The organism is Dickeya sp. MK7, assembly GCF_000406305.1.
In the GTDB taxonomy this organism is placed as follows: domain Bacteria; phylum Pseudomonadota; class Gammaproteobacteria; order Enterobacterales; family Enterobacteriaceae; genus Dickeya; species Dickeya fangzhongdai.
Genome location: NZ_CM001984.1, coordinates 1,476,817 through 1,494,409 on the forward strand (window position 1 = coordinate 1,476,817; position 17,593 = coordinate 1,494,409).

10 protein-coding genes and 1 pseudogene are annotated in these 17,593 nt (G+C 58.4%); 10 read left to right on the forward strand and 1 reads right to left on the reverse strand.

The genetic code is table 11. The features are described 5' to 3' along the window. Window positions 1-22: 22 nt before the first annotated feature. Window positions 23-727: a DUF1266 domain-containing protein gene (locus tag DXXMK7_RS06635; protein WP_038920855.1), complete on the forward strand. Its 705-nt coding sequence runs from the start codon at window positions 23-25 to the stop codon at window positions 725-727. Beyond that, the gene (locus tag DXXMK7_RS06640; protein ID WP_038918395.1) at window positions 727-3,402 is read left to right on the forward strand and encodes a DUF805 domain-containing protein; all 2,676 of its coding nucleotides are present in this window, start codon (window positions 727-729) and stop codon (window positions 3,400-3,402) included. Before DXXMK7_RS06635 ends, DXXMK7_RS06640 begins: the two co-directional genes overlap by 1 nt. A gap of 489 nt (window positions 3,403-3,891) precedes the next feature. On the opposite strand, the gene DXXMK7_RS06645 is transcribed toward DXXMK7_RS06640, so the two are convergent. Continuing rightward, complete coding sequence (locus DXXMK7_RS06645; RefSeq protein WP_038918396.1) at window positions 3,892-5,580, reverse strand: molecular chaperone HscC; 1,689 nt, start codon at window positions 5,578-5,580, stop codon at window positions 3,892-3,894. Window positions 5,581-5,983: 403 nt separating this feature from the next. Here DXXMK7_RS06645 and DXXMK7_RS06650 point away from each other — a divergent pair, with 403 nt between their 5' ends. The 8 genes and pseudogenes from DXXMK7_RS06650 to DXXMK7_RS06685 form a co-directional block, all read left to right on the forward strand. Then, the gene (locus DXXMK7_RS06650; RefSeq protein ID WP_038918397.1) at window positions 5,984-6,502 is read left to right on the forward strand and encodes an Hcp family type VI secretion system effector; all 519 of its coding nucleotides are present in this window, start codon (window positions 5,984-5,986) and stop codon (window positions 6,500-6,502) included. A gap of 164 nt (window positions 6,503-6,666) precedes the next feature. Then, window positions 6,667-8,703, forward strand: a complete 2,037-nt coding sequence (gene tssI, locus DXXMK7_RS06655) for a type VI secretion system tip protein TssI/VgrG (protein WP_038918399.1) — start codon at window positions 6,667-6,669, stop codon at window positions 8,701-8,703. 9 nt (window positions 8,704-8,712) lie between these two features. Next, window positions 8,713-10,079: pseudogene (locus DXXMK7_RS06660) on the forward strand (PAAR domain-containing protein). Further along, window positions 10,079-10,858: an ankyrin repeat domain-containing protein gene (locus DXXMK7_RS06665; protein ID WP_038918401.1), complete on the forward strand. Its 780-nt coding sequence runs from the start codon at window positions 10,079-10,081 to the stop codon at window positions 10,856-10,858. Before DXXMK7_RS06660 ends, DXXMK7_RS06665 begins: the two are co-directional and overlap by 1 nt. After that, window positions 10,855-11,622 (forward strand): ankyrin repeat domain-containing protein, encoded by a 768-nt coding sequence (locus DXXMK7_RS06670; RefSeq protein ID WP_038920856.1) that lies wholly within the window; start codon window positions 10,855-10,857, stop codon window positions 11,620-11,622. Before DXXMK7_RS06665 ends, DXXMK7_RS06670 begins: the two co-directional genes overlap by 4 nt. A 158-nt stretch (window positions 11,623-11,780) precedes the next feature. Next, a complete protein-coding gene (locus tag DXXMK7_RS06675; RefSeq protein WP_038918402.1) occupies window positions 11,781-12,749 on the forward strand; it encodes a DUF4123 domain-containing protein in 969 nt (322 codons plus the stop codon). Next, window positions 12,746-13,663, forward strand: coding sequence for a DUF4123 domain-containing protein (locus tag DXXMK7_RS06680; RefSeq protein ID WP_038918403.1), 918 nt, complete (start codon window positions 12,746-12,748; stop codon window positions 13,661-13,663). Before DXXMK7_RS06675 ends, DXXMK7_RS06680 begins: the two co-directional genes overlap by 4 nt. Before the next feature lie 19 nt (window positions 13,664-13,682). Continuing rightward, window positions 13,683-17,593: DUF6531 domain-containing protein (locus tag DXXMK7_RS06685; RefSeq protein ID WP_050569988.1), on the forward strand; the 3,911-nt coding region annotated here is incomplete at its 3' end.

The following is a 17,593-nucleotide window of genomic DNA, read 5'->3' on the forward strand; positions in this document are numbered from 1 at the left end:
ATAACCTCTGGACGTTATGGTGATGGAACAGGAATATCAACACTGGCTGCTGGCGTTGTCAGCGCCGATGGTGGCGCTGAATATCGACTACGGCGCCCGCTACGATGCGGATACGTTTTACCCGCCGGGCAAGACTTTCAGCCTGAAAGACAGCTGGGATATCGCTTCCCGCGACGACTTGATCGCCATGATTAATCGCATGACCGACAACGGACACGCGGAGAACCTGGAACGTGATTATCATTTGTGGCACCGGCTGAGCCCCGAACAATGGCAAGAATATTGCGCCGGCCAGCCTGAAGGCCGGCAAGGCGTGCTGACGCTGGTGACGGAAACGGCCGCGTTGTGCGGCGAAGCCGGCATCCGCGCCTGGGATCTCGGTCGTATGGGTTTTCTCTGCCGGGTCGGTCTGCTTAGCGGCTGGATCAATCAGACGGAAAGCCAGTGGCTTCACTCCCGTCTGGCGGCGCGGGCCAACTATTACTATCGCAGCTGGCAAAATTACTATGCGGCGTTTTTCGTCGGCCGAACCTACTGGCTGGCCTTGGATGAGGCATCGCCGGAGATTCAGCGGTATGAATGGGGTCATCTCTGCCGACGCCCTTCCTATGTCGCCCAGTTCAACGCGCTCTATTGTCACGCCGACAGCCCGATAAAACATCTGCGGTGGGACGTGGCGCATCCGGACATGGAGAAACCCGCATCGTTACAGGGAGCAGAGGTGTAATGGATAATCTGTGCTGGCAACTGCTGGGCATTGAACCCACGCAGGATATGGACGCCATTCGTCAGGCTTACCGGCAAACGCTGCCGCAATTCCACCCCGAAACCGACCCGGAAGGGTTTAAGCGCCTGCGGCAGGCTTATGACGCCGCCTGCCGGCTGGCGCAGCATCCCGGTGAGCCGCAGGCAGACGAGCAGGCTCCGGCGGAAGCCGACGCGCCGGCCGACAACCGGTTTGAATTTGACGCCGACACCGAGCCGCTGCGCGCGGCGTTTGAGCAACTGTTGTCCGACCCTGCCGCCCGTGTGCAACCCATCGGCTGGGAGCGTTTTATTCACACGCTGGATCAGTTCGGGATGACGGTGGTTGAGCAGGCCCGCTGGCCGCTGTTAAAGCGGTTGTATCGGGAACCCTGTCTGTCGGCCTCCTGCGCCGGGCTGCTGGCCGAGAGGCTGCGCTGGCGTCAACGGCTGAACGAGTTGCCTCAGGAACTCGCCGGCGAGATGGACGAGTATCTGGATTTTCTGGCGCGGGGCGACTGGTTCGATTTCTCATCGCTGGCTGGGCTCAACCTGCCGGCACAGCTGGAAACGATCTTTTTCCTGCAGCAGTGCCGTGAACTGTTCTGGAACCGGCCCGGTTTCATGTTGAAGACGGTGCTGAGCGATGCGGCCGTGATTGTCTGGCCGGACTGCCCGGCGCTGATGCATCAACTGGCTCGCTGGTACAGCCTGGCCGAATTGCCTCAGCCGTTATTGCGTGATTACTGCCTGGAGCAACTTGCCGCTCAACCACAGGATAGCGAGTGGCTGCGGTTGAGCGCACACCACTGCGCGCTGACCGGCGATGAGCCGCAGGCGTTCGAACTGTGGCGCCGGTTGTATCTGCTTAACCGACATGGGCAGGCCGAGCAATGGCTGATCGACTGGTGCGCGCGGCGCCAGCCAGAGTGGCTGCCGTTACTGATCCAGTCGTTCAATAGCGCCGTGGCGCCGTCGCTGGACGGCGTGAGCCTTGAGGATTCGCTGCAGCGTTTCTTCCAGCCGGAACAGACGGTGCAGATGATGGCCCGCTGGGGGGATGCCGCGCAACTGCCGTTGTCTTCGCGTGCGGCCGACTATGTGCAATGGAAGCTGGGCGCATGGAAGCCGCAAATCATCTACGCGCATCTGGTGCGGAACCACGGCGCCGCGTTGCAGGATCAATGCTACTGGCATGCCTGTATGCTCACGTTCGGCAACGAGCGACTGCTGCAGGATATTCTGGATCAACCGATACCGGACGAGCCGCTGCCGGCGCTGGTTATGTCCGGATTACGGGCGCAGGCGGAACAGCGCCTGCAATGGCTGGCGACCTCTTCGGTGATTCAGGCGTTCACCGCGTGGCTGGCGGCGCCGTCGGACGCCGCGCTGCCGGCTGAGTTCGACGATACCGATTCGGTGGTCTGGAATCAGGTCTTTTCATGGCTGATGCAATGGCGGCGCTTGCCGCCGGGCCCATTGCGCAAACTGACCGAACATGCCGAATGCAACCGGATGCTGGAGCCGGTCAAAGACTGGCTGGCGTTTTTGGCTTCGGTATGGGATATCGTCCTGCCTGAACAGGAGCGTGTCAGCGCGCGTGACGAATTCCGCCACGCCATGCTGCTGACGCTGATGGTGGCCTACCCGCGTGAGAGTCTGTCATGGCTGCGCCACCTTGAGATTCCATCGCTGCCGGAATCGCACCCGGCGTATGCGCTGTATCGGTTGTACCGCCAGTTGGATGCGGTTGAACCGGATGACGCCATGCGTCAGCTATCGACATGGTTGGTGCTGTCCGACGGGCTTCACTATAACTGCTGGATGCGTTTGCCGGTGTCGGTGGAGGACTACCTGCGTCAGGATGGCCACAGTTATATCGCCGCCGCCAGTCAATTCTATAGCTCTGAGTCCGGCTGGCGCGAAACCGTGGCACAGTCACCGCTGGTCTATCAGATTTTATTCCATGCTATTTACTGCTATCTGGGGAGCGACCGCCAGGCGGAGAAACACCGGGAGTGGTTGCAGCAGTTGGAAGGAAAAACGCCGGAGCTGGAGCAAATTGCCAACGCGGTGCTGGAACGCCAGTCTGACGAACTGCATCAGGCGCTCAAGCCGCTGGAGGACGATAAACGCATCGGACTGATCGGCCGGATGATCGACAAGTTCCATCAGAATGAAGCCTATTTGCCGGATAACGACGAGCAGGCGTTGCTGGATGATTGTCTTCGTCACGCTCATGACGATGTGACGCTGCGGCTGATGGCGAAAATACTGCAGCAATACGCCGATGAGCGAGAGTCGCACTTTAAACACAACGGTGTGGCGCGCGGGCGGTTTTGGCAGTTCTGGCGAATGAGCGATCGCATCGATCGAGCCGGTTTTTTTGCGCAAAATTGGATCGGCGCGCTGCTGCTCTATACCGGAGGCAACATGCTGCTTGAGCATTCGCCGCATAAAAACCTGGTGATTATCGCTCTGTTGCTGCTCAATCTGTTCAGCGCCGCCCGACGTCGTTTCAACGACATGGGCAGTAACAGCCCGTCGCTTTCGGCGTTCTGCGTGGTGTTGTTGCCGATTTTCGTCTTTTTACCGCTATGTCTTAACGGCAGCAAACGATGGAACCGGTTCGGCCCGCCTGAAATACCGTCGGAGTAACGGGTTGATATCAACAGCTATGCTGTCTTGTAAATGGTGAATTTTGTCCGGTCAGTGAATAGTTTCGTGCGGGATAAGCGGTGTCATTTCTTTGCCGCTTCATCGCACGCACGACAAGGAGAGACCCAGACGCCGCCTCTCCTTGACCACTGGCTGGTGGCTAAACTGTGCCGCTGACGCGGTTCCTTCGGCGTTCGACTTCGCTGTTCGGGCCGCCCGTGACGCGGTTACTCGCCCCATCCCTGGGGCTCGCCCTTCGGGCCAGCGTAAACGCTGTTCAAAAACGTTCCCGACGTTTTTGTCCGGCGCGGCACGGGCTTGCGCGGCGTCCCTGCCGCGCATCCGGCGAAGTCACCCACCTCAGCACAGTTTTTGACGCCAGGAAAATGCTTCATCCTGTACTTAAGGATTTTGTCAGCAATCAGACAATTAAAGGGGCCTTCAGCTCCTTTATTGGTGTTTATAGAGCGGATTTATCGAACGAATTGTCTATCTATCCCACTCGTCCAACGCGCGTTCCAGACGAGCGCGGGTTTCCTGAATGCGGGGCGTATGCTGGGCGGCCAGCGCCTGCTCGAACTCCCGCAGCCAGATACCGATTTGCGCTCGCTCGTCGGCCCGCGTCTGCGCCCAGGCTTTCTCCAGACGGGCGAGCAGATTACGGTTGACTAGATTATCGCGCGGGTGAATTTTCAGGGCTTTCAGCCGTTGCTGGCTTTGCTCGCGTTGCGCCGCGCTTAGCCCCACCGGGCTGCGATCGATCATTTTGGTAAAGGTGTCGCCGCTGTCGGGCTGGTTGATATCCACTTCCAGCAGGCCGTTGATGTCGTAACTGAAGCGGACTTCGATAGACTGCGGGTGGTCCTTCGGCTGGATGGTCATGTCGAACTCATCAATCAGAATATTGTTCTCCACGTACGGGCTTTCTCCCTGATAGATGGCGATGCTGATCGCCGTCTGGCCGGGCCGTGAGGTGGAAAACGTCTCAACCCGCGAGGTCGGCACCACCGTGTTGCGTTCCAGAATCGGCGAGAACAGGCCGCTCTGGTGATCGTTGGCGGTACGGATGCCCAGCGTATACGGGCAGACATCGGTGAGAATCACTTCTTCGATATCTTCATTGCGCAGCCGACAGGCCGCCTGCGCCGCGGCGCCTTGCGCCACCACCGTGCTGGCGTCCAGATGCTGATAGGGCAGTTTGCCAAACAGCCGCACCACCAGCCTCTGAATCACCGGCATACGCGACGCGCCTCCGACCAGCACGATGTGATCCAGTTGCTCCGGTTTCAGCCGGGCGTCGTGCAGCGCCTGCTCAATCGGCGCGCGCAACCGGTTTAACAGCGGTAGCCAGATGGCTTCCGCGGCGGCGTCATCCAGTTCCAGACGCCATTCCCGTTCCTGCCAGCGCCAGCACAGGGTTTTGGTCTGTTCGGCCGCCGGCCGGCATTTCCACTGTTCGGCCAGGTTGTAAAGCTGCGCCAGCTCCGTGGCGGGAATCTGGCTCTCTTCCAGTTGCCATGTCTTCAGCGCGGCTTTGACGATCAACTGCGTGAAATCTTCACCGCCCAGATAGTTATCGCCGGCGGAACTGTGCACTTCGATCAACGGAAAGGCGTATTCCAGCACCGTGACGTCGAAGGTGCCGCCGCCCAGATCAAACACCAGCGTGCGCCCCAGATTTTGCGTGTGCAGCCCATAGGCCATCGATGCCGCGGTGGGTTCATTGATCAGCCGGACGGCGTTCAACTCCGCCAGTTCGGCGGCAAAACGCGTTTGCTTGCGTTGCTCGTCGCTGAAATAGGCGGGAACGGAAATCACCACGTCTTTGATCGGGTGGCCGAGATAACTTTCAGCGTCGGCCTTGAGCGATTTCAGCACCAGTGCCGATAATTCCGCGGAGTCAAACGCGTGATCACCCAGCCGGAAGGTTTTCCTGCTGCCCATATGACGTTTGAACAATGCGGCGGACAGGTGAGGGTGGGTCGTCAGACGGGAGACGGCCGGTCGGCCTACCAGTATGGCGCCGTCCTCATCAAGACTGACGACCGAAGGCGTCAGGTATTCATTGAGCGCATTGGGAATCAGGTGCGCTTTGCCCTCCTGCCAAACACCGATCAGGCTATTGGTGGTGCCGAGATCGATACCGATAGCCGGGGCAGTGTTTTGCTGGTGAATCATGTCAATGTCCTCACATATTCCATTAATGAGCGTGAAAAGGATGGTTGCCTTACAGATTGAATAACTTGCTCTGTGGCTCGGTATCGGCAGCGATGGCAGTAAAATTAAGAAAAATTATTTGTGACTAAAATCACAAATTTTCTGATTTTTTTGTTCACTAAATAATCTGCATAAGAATAAATGCGAAATCTGCGCAACTTCTTGCTCAGTTACCAGCATAAATCCCTGTTTGCGCAATGGATGCCGTTTTTTCGGGAGGTCTGCGCAATTTTTTGCTCAAATTTTACTTAGGGAAAATGGCGATGTGGATTTTCCCTTTTAAAACAAATAAATAAAAAGTGGCATGGTCATTGCTCTATGAACGGTGAAGTCAAACACATGTTCAACAACAAGGAGCAAGACTATGCCAACTCCATGCTATATCAGCATCGAAGGTAAAACTCAGGGCAATATCACTGCCGGTGCCTTCACCTCCGACTCCGTCGGCAACATCTACGTGCAGGGCCACGAAGACGAGATGCTGGTACAGGAATTCAACCACATCGTCACTGTGCCGACTGACCCGCAGTCCGGCCAGCCGTCCGGTCAGCGTGTGCACAAACCGTTCAAATTCACCGTCGCCCTGAACAAGGCCGTGCCGCTGCTGTATAACGCGCTGGCTTCCGGCGAAATGCTGCCGACCGTGACCCTGAAGTGGTACCGCACCTCGGTCGAAGGCAAGCAGGAGCATTTCTTCACCACTACCCTGACCGACGCCACCATCGTCGACATCAACAACCAGATGCCGCACTGCCAGGACCCGTCCAAGCAGGATTACACCCAGCTGATCGAAGTGTCGCTGGCCTACCGCAAAGTTGATTGGGAGCACACCGTCGCCGGCACTTCCGGTTCCGACGACTGGCGCGCGCCGATCGAAGCGTAATGCCGCCTTAACCCGGACTGCGGTCCGGGTTTTTCCGTTTTTGTCTGCGCTGAGCGATGGCGCGCCCATCGCTGAGTGCAGTCGTATTGATCATGATTTTGCGCTGACGCACGGCATCCGCCGGGTGTGCGGTAGCTATGGAGCCGGGAAAAGGAGGAAGCGGGGTGGCCAACAGTACAGGATTGCAGTTTACCGTGAAAATCGGCGCATTGGCGGAAACCACCTTCGCGGTGGTGGACTTCGAACTGAGCGAGGCGCTGAACCAGCCGTTCGCGCTGTCGTTGAGCCTTGCCAGCAGCCAGGCGGATATTGATTTTGGCGCGGTGCTGGACCAGCCGTGCGAGCTGAGGGTGTGGTACGAAGGCGAGCTGCAACGGCGGGTCAGCGGCATCGTCAGTCGCTTTGCTCAGGGCGACACCGGTTTTCGCCGCACCCGCTATCAGGCGGAAGTGCGCCCGGCGCTGTGGCGGCTGGGGCTGCGCACCAACGCCCGTATTTTCCAGACCAAAAAGCCGGACGAGATCATCACGCAATTGTTGCAGGAAGCCGGTATCAGCGATTTTGCTTTTTCGCTGCGCCACGAGCACGCGGTGCGTGAATACTGCGTGCAGTACCGCGAAAGCGACCTGGCGTTCATCAACCGGCTGGCGGCGGAAGAGGGGATGTTCTACTTCCACGAGTTTGAAGCCGGCAAGCACCGGGTGGTGTTTGCCGACGACGCCGGCGCGCTGGCCAAAGGCCCAGTGCTGTTCTTCAATCTCGCCACCCAAGGGTTGTCCGAAGGCGCTTACGTGCGCCGTTTCCGCTACGCCGAAGCGGTCAGTACCGCCGAGGTGGAACTGAAGGATTACAGCTTTAAAACCCCGGCGTATGGGTTGTCCCACAAGAAGACCAGTAACGAGCTGGATCACCAACGTGAGTCCTACCAGCACTTCGACTACCCCGGCCGTTTCAAGCAGGACCCGAGCGGCAAGGCGTTTACCGGCTACCGGTTGGACGCGCTGCGTGCGGATGCGATAACCGGCGTGGGTGAATCCAACGCCGCCGAACTGCGGCCGGGCAGCACCTTTACTCTCACCGAACACCCGAATCCGGCGTTCAATCTCGCCTGGCAGGTGGTGGCGGTGACCCACAGCGGTCAGCAACCGCAGGCGCTGGAAGAGGAAAGCGGCGGCGAGCCGACCACGCTCAGCAACAGTTTCGAGGTGGTGAAGGGCGCGACTACCTGGCGGGCGGCGTTGCCGTACAAACCGATGGTGGACGGCCCGCAGATCGCCACCGTCGTCGGTCCGGCGGGGGAAGAGATTTACTGCGACCAGTTCGGTCGGGTGAAACTGCAATTCCCGTGGGACCGCTACGGCGCCAGCGACGACCAGAGCTCGTGCTGGGTGCGTGTCAGTCAGGGCTGGGCCGGCGGTCAGTACGGGTTGATCGCTATTCCGCGCATCGGCCATGAAGTGGTGGTGAGTTTTCTGGAAGGTGACCCGGACCAGCCGCTGATCACCGGTCGGACGTTTCATGCCACCAACCCCACGCCGTATGTGCTGCCGGAACACAAAACACGCACCACGCTGCGAACCGATACCCACAAAGGCAGTGGTTTCAACGAACTTCGTTTCGAAGATGAGGCCACCCGGGAGCAGATTTACCTGCATGCTCAGAAAGACATGGACGCGGTGATTAATAACATTCATCGCCAGAGCGTCGGGCTGGATCAGCATCTGAGCGTGGCGAAGGACCAGTTCCAGCGGGTGGACAGGCATAGCCATCGCACCATCGGACAGGATGATTTTGAACAGATTGGGCAGGACCATCATCAGTCGATCGGCCGCCATCTGATACAGAGCATCACCCAGTCATTCAAACGTTTTATCGGCGGCGGCGAGATCACCCGTATTGAAGGCAGCCGCCAGACGACGCTGTCCGGTTCAGAAGAGACATTGATTGGCGCGCATCAGCGCGTGCTGGTCAATACCGACAGCTACCTCAAAGCGGCGGATATCGTGCTGGAAGCCGGACAGTCGCTGACCATCAAGGCGCCGGGCGGGTTTATCAAAATCGACGGCGCTGGCGTCACCATCTCCGGCACGTTGGTGAAAATCAACGACGGCGGTTCGGCAGGGGCGGGCACGGCACCGGTGTCCATCGAGCCGGAGGTACCCACCAGACCGACGTTGCCGGATGCCCCGGATCGGCGTTAAGGAGCCACCATGCCAGGAGCTGCGCGTTTAGGGGACAGCTGTGCCGGTCACGGCTGCTTTCCCGCCACCCCGGTGATTGCGGGGAGTGGCGATGTGATTATCAATGGCAAACCGGCGGCACGTAAGGGCGATGCGGTGTTGCTGCATGCCTGTCCGTGTCCGAATATGCCGCACGGGGTTCACAACCGGGCCATTTCCGCCGGTTCCGGTACGGTAATTATCAACGGCAAGCTGGCCGCACGTATCGGCGATGCCATCGGCTGCGGTGGATCGGTGGCGGCCGGCAGCGGAGATGTGATTATTGGCGATTCGCCTTACCAGTCGCCGGTCAAATCCTGTGCGGAACAATCGGCGAAAAGCCGCGCTCCGCTGCTGGCGCTGACGCCGATGCTGCTGCCCGCCATGATGGAATGGGCTGCGACCGCCGAGTTGCCGGTGCTGGATGAGGCGCTGACGATATTGCAGCGTAAGGATCGCTATCTGGCGCGCGCGAAGCTGGCGCAGCAGGCGGCAACCATGCCGGACCTGAAAGACGCCGCCACCCGACTGGCGTTTAATAACGACAGCATCCTGCGCGCGGAGGCGGCGCAGTATGTTTATCCGGTGGATGAGGTAGCACGTAAGGCCAGAACGGTATTGCCTAAGGCACCGGTTGGGTTGGTTCATTTAACGGCCAAGGAGATTCCTTCGTTGGGTAGCGCTAAGTTTATGGATCCAGACTCTGGATTTGGAGCCGCATTGTTCAAATCCGGCATCAATGGCGAGACAATGCTCACCTTTCGAGGAACGAATAATGCGGTTACCGGAGCTAAAGACTGGCTAACGAATGCAGGACAAGGCATGGGTATGAGTACTGCTCAATACAACCAAGCTATGTATTTAGCAACGCAGGTAAAGGAAGCTTTAGCCAAGTCTCCTCCTATAATTGTTGGTCATTCTTTGGGTGGCGGCTTGGCTTCGGCTGCAGTGAGTGCGACCAAGTTACCTGGCTATACCTTCAACTCAGCGGGATTACATGCCAATACTGTGGCGAAAGGAGCGGATATGGCTACTACCAGTTCCCTGATTAAGACGCAGGCAGTAGATGGCGAGATTCTGACTATGGTGCAAACCTATGGCAAAGCGGCCGTTCCCGGTCTACTGTCGGGGGCTGGTGCGCTGGTTGGGGGGGCGTTGGCGCGGCGATAGGGGGTGTTGTCGGTGTTGCTGCGTTGCTGAGCGGCGGGCTTCCCAAAGCAGCAGGTGAGATGATGCCTTTGCCTGCATCCGGCGGGTCGCCGCTGGCGCGTCATGGTATGGATCAGGTTATTGCGGGTATAGAGAAAGAGAAAAAGGACGATATTGGAAAAATTACCAGTACGCTTAAGGGGGCATAATGCGATGGTTACAGAAAATCAAATGGATCGCTGTATTTTTTGCGGGAATACTCACCGCCTGTCAGGCCGGAGGGCGCAGTATGCAGGCCAGTGAATTGTTCCAGCCACCGATGGCGACATTATTGCAGACCATCCGTAAAGGCGATGAAGCGGAAGCGCGGCGTCAGCTTGCTCAGGGGCTAAACTTGAATATTCAGGGTAAGGAAGGGATTACGCCGCTGCTATGGTTGATTTATGAAACGCAGGATAAGGATGCGGTGCGTCTGGCGTTAAAACTGGGTGCCGATCCAAATTACAAAGACGGCTCAGGCGACAGTGCGGTAAACCGAGTATCCGGTGCGCGGGATCCAGACTGGCTGCGTATTGTTCTGGATGCCGGGGGAAATCCGAATGCCATTGGACGACTTGAGCAACCGGCGTTATTTAGTGCGATAGGTGAAGAACGTTGGGCTGATATCAAACTGCTGGTAGAGCGTGGTGCTGATATTAATTTGGTTGATGGACAGAAAACAACAAGTGCTCACTATGCAGCATATTTAAATAAGTATGAGATTGTATATTGGCTAATTGAGCGTGGCGCTAAAGTTGATACCTATTCTGCAACAGGTGGCAGTCTGGCCTGGCGGGTGCATGAAAGTTTGTCAATCATGGCACAGAGTTCTCCACAATATCCCTGGTTATTAAAAGTCAAACAGCAATTACAGCAACGCGGTATTAAATTCCCCCCGCTGTCTCCGGCAGAGGTTCAGGATAAATGGGAGAAGGGAGAGACGCTTTGAAATGGTGGCATTGGCTGCTGGCCTGTTTGCCGCTGCTCACCGCCTGTCAAGCCGGAGGGCGCAGTATGCAGGCCAGTGAATGGTTCCAGCCACCGATGGCGACATTATTGCAGACCATCCGTAAAGGCGATGAAGCGGAAGCGCGGCGTCAGCTTGCTCAGGGGCTAAACTTGAATATTCAGGGTAAGGAAGGGATTACGCCGCTGCTATGGTTGATTTATGAAACGCAGGATAAGGATGCGGTGCGTCTGGCGTTAAAACTGGGTGCCGATCCAAATTACAAAGACGGCTCAGGCGACAGTGCGGTAAACCGCGTATCCGGTGTGCGAGATCCAGACTGGCTGCGCATTGTTCTGGATGCCGGGGGAAATCCGAATGCCATTGGACGACTTGAGCAACCGGCGTTATTTAGTGCGATAGGTGAAGAACGTTGGGCTGATATCAAACTGCTGGTAGAGCGTGGTGCAGACGTAAATTTAACTGATGGTCAAAAGACTACGAGTGCGCATTATGCAGCCTATATTAATCAATATGAGATTGCGTACTGGTTAATAGAACATGGTGCAAATATCAATACTTATTCTGCGACAGGAGCCAGTTTGGCTTGGACAGTAGAGGATAGTTTGTCGCTGATGGAACATCGTTCGCCATATTATCCCTGGGCGCTGAAAGTGAAGCAGTTGCTGCAACAGCGTGGAGTGAGATTCCCCCCGTTATCTCCCGCAGAAGTTCGGGAACGCCGCGCCAAAGGCGAATTACTTTAAAGCAGCATCGCTGGTCAGTCAGTTCGTATTTCACTAGCAATAGATTATTTTTGTTCGCCGTCGTGGTGGAATTCATTTCCTCTGACGACGTTTGTCGCTGTTCTCATTCCGGTTTTCTCCTTATTTAAATATCGATTAATTATCCCAGTGAAAAAATCATGACGATAACGGGCTATACCCTGTTTGAACTCAGTCAGCGTTGCTCGCTGCCGCTGTATGCCATTGTCGATCCGATGCAGTATCCGGCATTGCCGGATTTCTGGCGCGCGTTTCAGCCGCGAGCGGCGCAGATGTGGCAACCCTTACGCTTTGAAGGTGCCGGTGATTACTGGCAGCGCTGGGCGCCGATGGTGGTGCAGGTAGACGAAGGCGGGCCGGGGGAAACACTGCTGCACTGGCTGGCGGATACGCAACCTGCGCGCCATCAGGGCGTGATGTTGATGCATAGCGAGCAGTCACTGACACCAGTGGCTGATTTCTGGCAGCAACGTCTGCGCTGTGGTTACCCGGACGGTACGCTGGCGCTGTTGCGTAGCTATGTACCGGCTGTGTTGCGGCTGTGGTGGCAAACGCTCAACGACGATGAGCGCATGGCATTTATGGGGCTTTTGACCGGTTTGTACCTGCCGCTGGCGGAGGATGACCCCGCCGCCCCTTGCCGCTACCACGTGCTGGCGGACCATCATGAGAGGCAGCCAGTGCGTCAATCCACCGATGACGATTATCTGATCACCTTGAATCGCGACCAGTTTTATCTGTTATCCAACGACAATCGTCTGCACCGGCTGGCGAATGAGCTGTTTCTTTATGCCGGCACATTGCACTGGATGCAGTTGGATATCGAGGTGGTGAAAAGCCGCTTTCTCAGCGGCGTTACGCTGGCCCGCATCCGGTATCCGCTTGCCTCGGAAACGGAGTGCGAAGCCTGGTCGGCCCACCGCTGGATCATCGGCAGCGAGTTTTATCATCACCCGGTTTTTATTCATTTGACCGAGCGTTATTCGCTGGGCGACAGCATTCGGATTTTTAAATCCGAATCCGCCCGGGTGGAAGACGTTCGCCTTCACTATCACCGGCCCGGCTGGATGCGGGGCGAATTACCGGATACGACGGAGGTTATGCCGTGACGCTGTCTCAATCTTTTCTGAGTCTGCAACCGGAAACGGAAGCGGCCTGGCAGGCGCGACTGGCCGCGGGCGGGTGCTTCGTGGTCGCCGAAGCGGCGCTGAACGATGCGGTTCCCTGGCTGGCGGAGCGCTGGGGCGGTAGCCTGGAACAAACCCGTCTGTACTGGGGAGAAACCGGACAGGTTCATGCTTCCGTATCGCCTTATTGTATTCCCGTCCACCCGACCAACTGGCCGCAGGTGCGTGAGCATCTGTTAACGCAGCCGGGCTGGGGAGTCGGAGTTCAGCTCGACTGGTTTATGCAGGCCTACTCGCCGCTTGACCAACTGCTGGAACTGGTGAAACACCTGCGGCAGTGGAGTCTGGTCGCCACCCTGGAGGGAGACAGCGCCATTCTGCGCATCAGCGATTGGGAGGTGCTTACGCCGCTGCTGGCGGCGAGTTCGGCGCAGGAGGCTACCGCGCTCTGCGGCCCGATCGCCACGTTCTGCGACATTGCGCCTGACGGCGCCGTGCAGAGCCTGACGCTGACCGAACGGACCGCGCACAATCTGCCTGATACCTTGCCGCGTTCGCTCAGCGAGGCGCAGTGGCAGGCACTGCTGGCGCCGGCTACGCGTCAGGCGCTGGACAGCTACATGGCGCACCTCAAAACCCATCACCAGCGCTGGCAGGCGAGCGATGACGACGCCTTGCTGAATTTCACCCGCCAACAAACCGAACAGGCCCGTATCCAGGGATTTAATAACGATCGGGATATCGTGCGCTATCTGGCGCTGGCCACCGAGCTGGAGCCGGCCTTTGTTTATCAGCCGTGGGCGCAGGAGATTCTGGCGCAGCCGGAGTATATCGGCGCGCAAAACCGTATGGACCGCCTGTATAAGACGGCGATTGACCAACTGGACGACGCATAACTAAAAGGGATGACTTGTCATGAGTCAGGATAAAAAGGCGACGCTGTTGTCGAGTGAAGACGCAGCCAATCAGAATTTTGCCACGGATAACCAAATTTCAGGCGGTTGCGCCAAATGCGGCTGTGAAGTGCTTATTTATTACCACTATGACTCCGGGAAACCGGTGCCCAACGCGCCGTTCGTATTGGTTGATAGTAATAAGACGGAGATTCACGGCAAAACCGACGCCAAAGGGTTGTGCAAAATTTACGACATGGGATGCGGCACGTTTGAGCTGATGCTGGATGAAGGCTCCGACGATTTCAAACCCCGTGAAACCGTGGAAAACAACCCGGTATTACAGGCGAACCCGGCTTATGCAACGTTGGCGGGGGAATATTTCACGCTGTTTTTGTTGCTGCGCAAGCAAGGTCTGGTGACCTACGACGCGGATGACAGCAGCGATCGTCATGTGGATGTCGATGGCGCGGGGCTTTTTACCTCAATTCCCAAGGAGTACCGCAAATCCTATGACCGTTTCTGGGAGCTGGATAAACGCGTCAATCGCGGCAGCCGTCAGCTCAAACAGGCGATTAACAAAATCCATCACAGCCTGGCGGCGGAAGTGGCGGACAAAGGCGGAGATGACAACGCCGCGCTGATGCTGTTTTGTGAAATCGCGCTGGGTTTTATTCCGGTAGTCGGGCAGGCGATGGATGTGTATTCGATCGGCGAGTGGAGCTGGCAGTCTTACAAGGAGCCGGCCAAGCTCGAAGACCCGCTGCATATCGCCGAAGGCGCGCTCTGTGCGATTGGCGTCATTCCCGGGCTGGGGGATGCGCTCAAGGTCAGCGGACGGGCGATTATCCGCGCGCTCAAGGTCGGGACGCCGAAAGAGCTGCAGTTCGCCATCAGGACTATCCGCAGCCTATCGGACGGCAATCTGGTGAAAGGGCTGACCAAACTGCGCGCCGAGCTGAGGAGCTACGGCGCGCAGGCTAAAGCCTTGTTGTTGAAGATTCACGCGGCGCTCAAACAGGTGCTGGCCGAGTCCGCGCTTAAAAACAACTGGATTGTGTCGCTGATGAAAGACAGCTTCAGCGCCATGATCACCGCGCTGGAAAAGCTGATTGCCAAATATGACAGCGCGCTGGCCTACATCGAGTCCAAATTCAATGAGTTTATCGGCAAGGTGGTCACCCGCGTGAGCGGCAGCGCCAGGCCGAAGGGGAGCATTGCTAAGGCGGCCGAAGCGCCGAAAGCGCCGGCGCATGCTGAAAGTCAGGCGGCAAAACCGGAGGCAACTACTACCAAGTCGGGGGAAGGGAAAAAAGCCGAAACCAAAGCCGACGGCATCAAAGAAGGCGGACCGGTTACCAAAAAATCCGACAACGCAATAACCAAAGCCGATGACGGAAAGCCGAAAAATGCGGTGAGTGAAAAGAAACGACGCGCACCGTCGAAAGAAACCGAGGACATTAGCGCCGGGAGCAATAAGGGCGAACAGCCGGATAGCACCCCACAGCAGAAAAAAGCCGGTGAAGACGACAAGGCGTGTAAAGCTGGCAGCGAGAAGTGTCAGAGCGAGGGCGAACCGGTGGATATGGCGACCGGTTACGTGGTGGACTGGCGCACCGACTTTACGTTGACGAGCCTGCTGCCGTTATCCATGAAACGGTATTACCGTTCAGGCGGGGAGCGAAAACCGGGGCTGTTAGGAGCGCTGTGGCGCACCAACTGGGATATGGGCCTGGAGCTGGAAAACGGGATCGCCACGCTGACCGACGGCGAGTTCAATCAGGCGGTGTTCGTGCTGCCGGAGGAGGGCGCGTTCAGCCGGGCGGCGTCGAATCCGGCGTGGCGATTGACTCGTCAACAGGGTCAGCTCGTGCTGCAAAACGTGGACGGCTTGCGTTATCGCTTTGAGCATGCCCTGGGGCTGCAACTTTGCCTTAGCGCGATTGAAGATCAGGCGGGTAACCGAATCGCCCTGTTGTGGGATCGCGCCGATCTGTGCTGGATAGCCCTGCCGGACGGGCGTCTGGTGCATGTGGAGACGCAGCGGCGGCGGATAGTCAAACTGACCCTGTGCGATGAGCACCGTCAGACGCTAAAAACGCTGGCCAGCTACCGCTATGATGCGCAAGGTCATCTGCTCAGCGTGCGCGCTGGCGAAGGGCGTAATTTTGATTACCGCTACTCGCCGGAAGGTTGGCTGCTGCGCTGGTCCGATCTGGCTCATACCTGGGTCGAACACGATTACGATGAACAGGGCCGCGCGTTGCGCGACAGAACGGCGGAAGGTTTCTGGCCCGGCTCGTTCAGCTACGACCCGGACAGCCTCACCAACCACTATCACAGCGGGTTCGGCGGGGTGACCACCTATGTGCGCGATGCGCGCAATAATATTCTGCTGCGCCGCGAGCCGGACGGCGGCGAGGTTCACTTCGAGTGGGACAACAACAACCAACTGGCGGCGCAGACCGACCCGCTGGGCCAGCGTACCGAATATCAGCGTAACGACTGGGGGCAGGTGACGGCGGTGACGCTGCCGGACGGGAGCCTACACCGTTACGATTACGACGATGACGGTCAATTGCTGGTTTATACCGACCCGTTGGGCAACGCCTGGCAGTATACGCGCAATGCCCAGGGGCTGGTGGAAACGGCCAGCGACCCGGAGGGGCGGAGCTGGCATCATGCCTACACGGCGCAGGGGTTGTTGTCTGCGGTAACCGGGCCGGATGGCCGCGAGCAGCATTATCATTACAACCGGCGTGGATTGCTGGAGCGGTTGGAGCCCGGCGAGGCGCCGGCGGTGACCTTTTTCTACGATGCGCAGGACCGGCTGACGGAGCGGCACATCGCGCATGAGCAAGGCGTGCAGGTGCGGCGCTGGGACTATGAAGGCGGGCGCGACACGCCGTCGAAAGTGGTGTACGAAGACGGCAGCGAAACCCGCTTTGGCTATGATACGGAAGGCAATCTGACCTCGGTGACGGATGCGCTGGGGCAGCGTTACCTGTTCCGCTATGGGGCGTTTGATAACCTGCTGGAAGCGACCGACCCGCTGGGCGCGACCGTCCGCTATCATTACAATGCGGAATCGGAGTTCGCCGGGGTGACCAACAGCCAGGGGCAGGCGTGGCACTATCAGTTTGACGCCAGTGGCCGGCTGAGCGAAGAACGGCATTATGACGGCCGGGTGTACCGTTACGGTTACGATGTGGCGGGCCGACTGACACGGCGCACGGCGCCGGACGGCAGCCATCTTGAATACGGGTATGACGCCGGCGACCGGCTGAGCGAGATTCAGGCGGTCCGGGCAGACGGTGCCAGCGAGGGCGCGACGACCTTTGCCTATGACCTGTCGGGCCGGCTGCTGAAGGCGGCGAGCCCGGACGCGGTGGTGGAGTACGACTATAACCGTGCCGGTCAGGTGGTGTCGGAGCGGGTAAACGGGGAAGAGGTACGCAGCGGCTACGACGACAGCGGGCAGCGGTCGGTGGTGGAAGGGCTGCTGTCGTCGCTGAGTCTTGGCTGGCAGGGCGGGCGGCTGACGACGTTGAGCATCGGCTCGCATCAGCCGCTGACGTTCAGCCACACGGCGTCGGGGTATGAACAGCTGCGCAGCAACGGCGAAGGCTTTGCGCTGCGCCACGAGTGGAGCGCCACCGGGCTGCTGGCGGTTCAGGCGCTGGACGGGGTGAATGGGGTACTGGAGCGGCGCTACCAGTACGACGTGCTGGACCGTCTGACGGGCATCCGCGACAGCCACTGGGGCGAGCAGGCGTTGCGGCTCAATGGCGCAGGGCAGGTGACGGCGGAGCGGCGCGAGCAGGGGCGGCAGAAACAGGCACGGCTGTTTGGCTACGACAGCGAGCAGAACCTGTGCGAGGTGTCGGCGATAGCGCCGGACGGAGCCGGGCGGCTGTCGGCAAAAAATGCGGC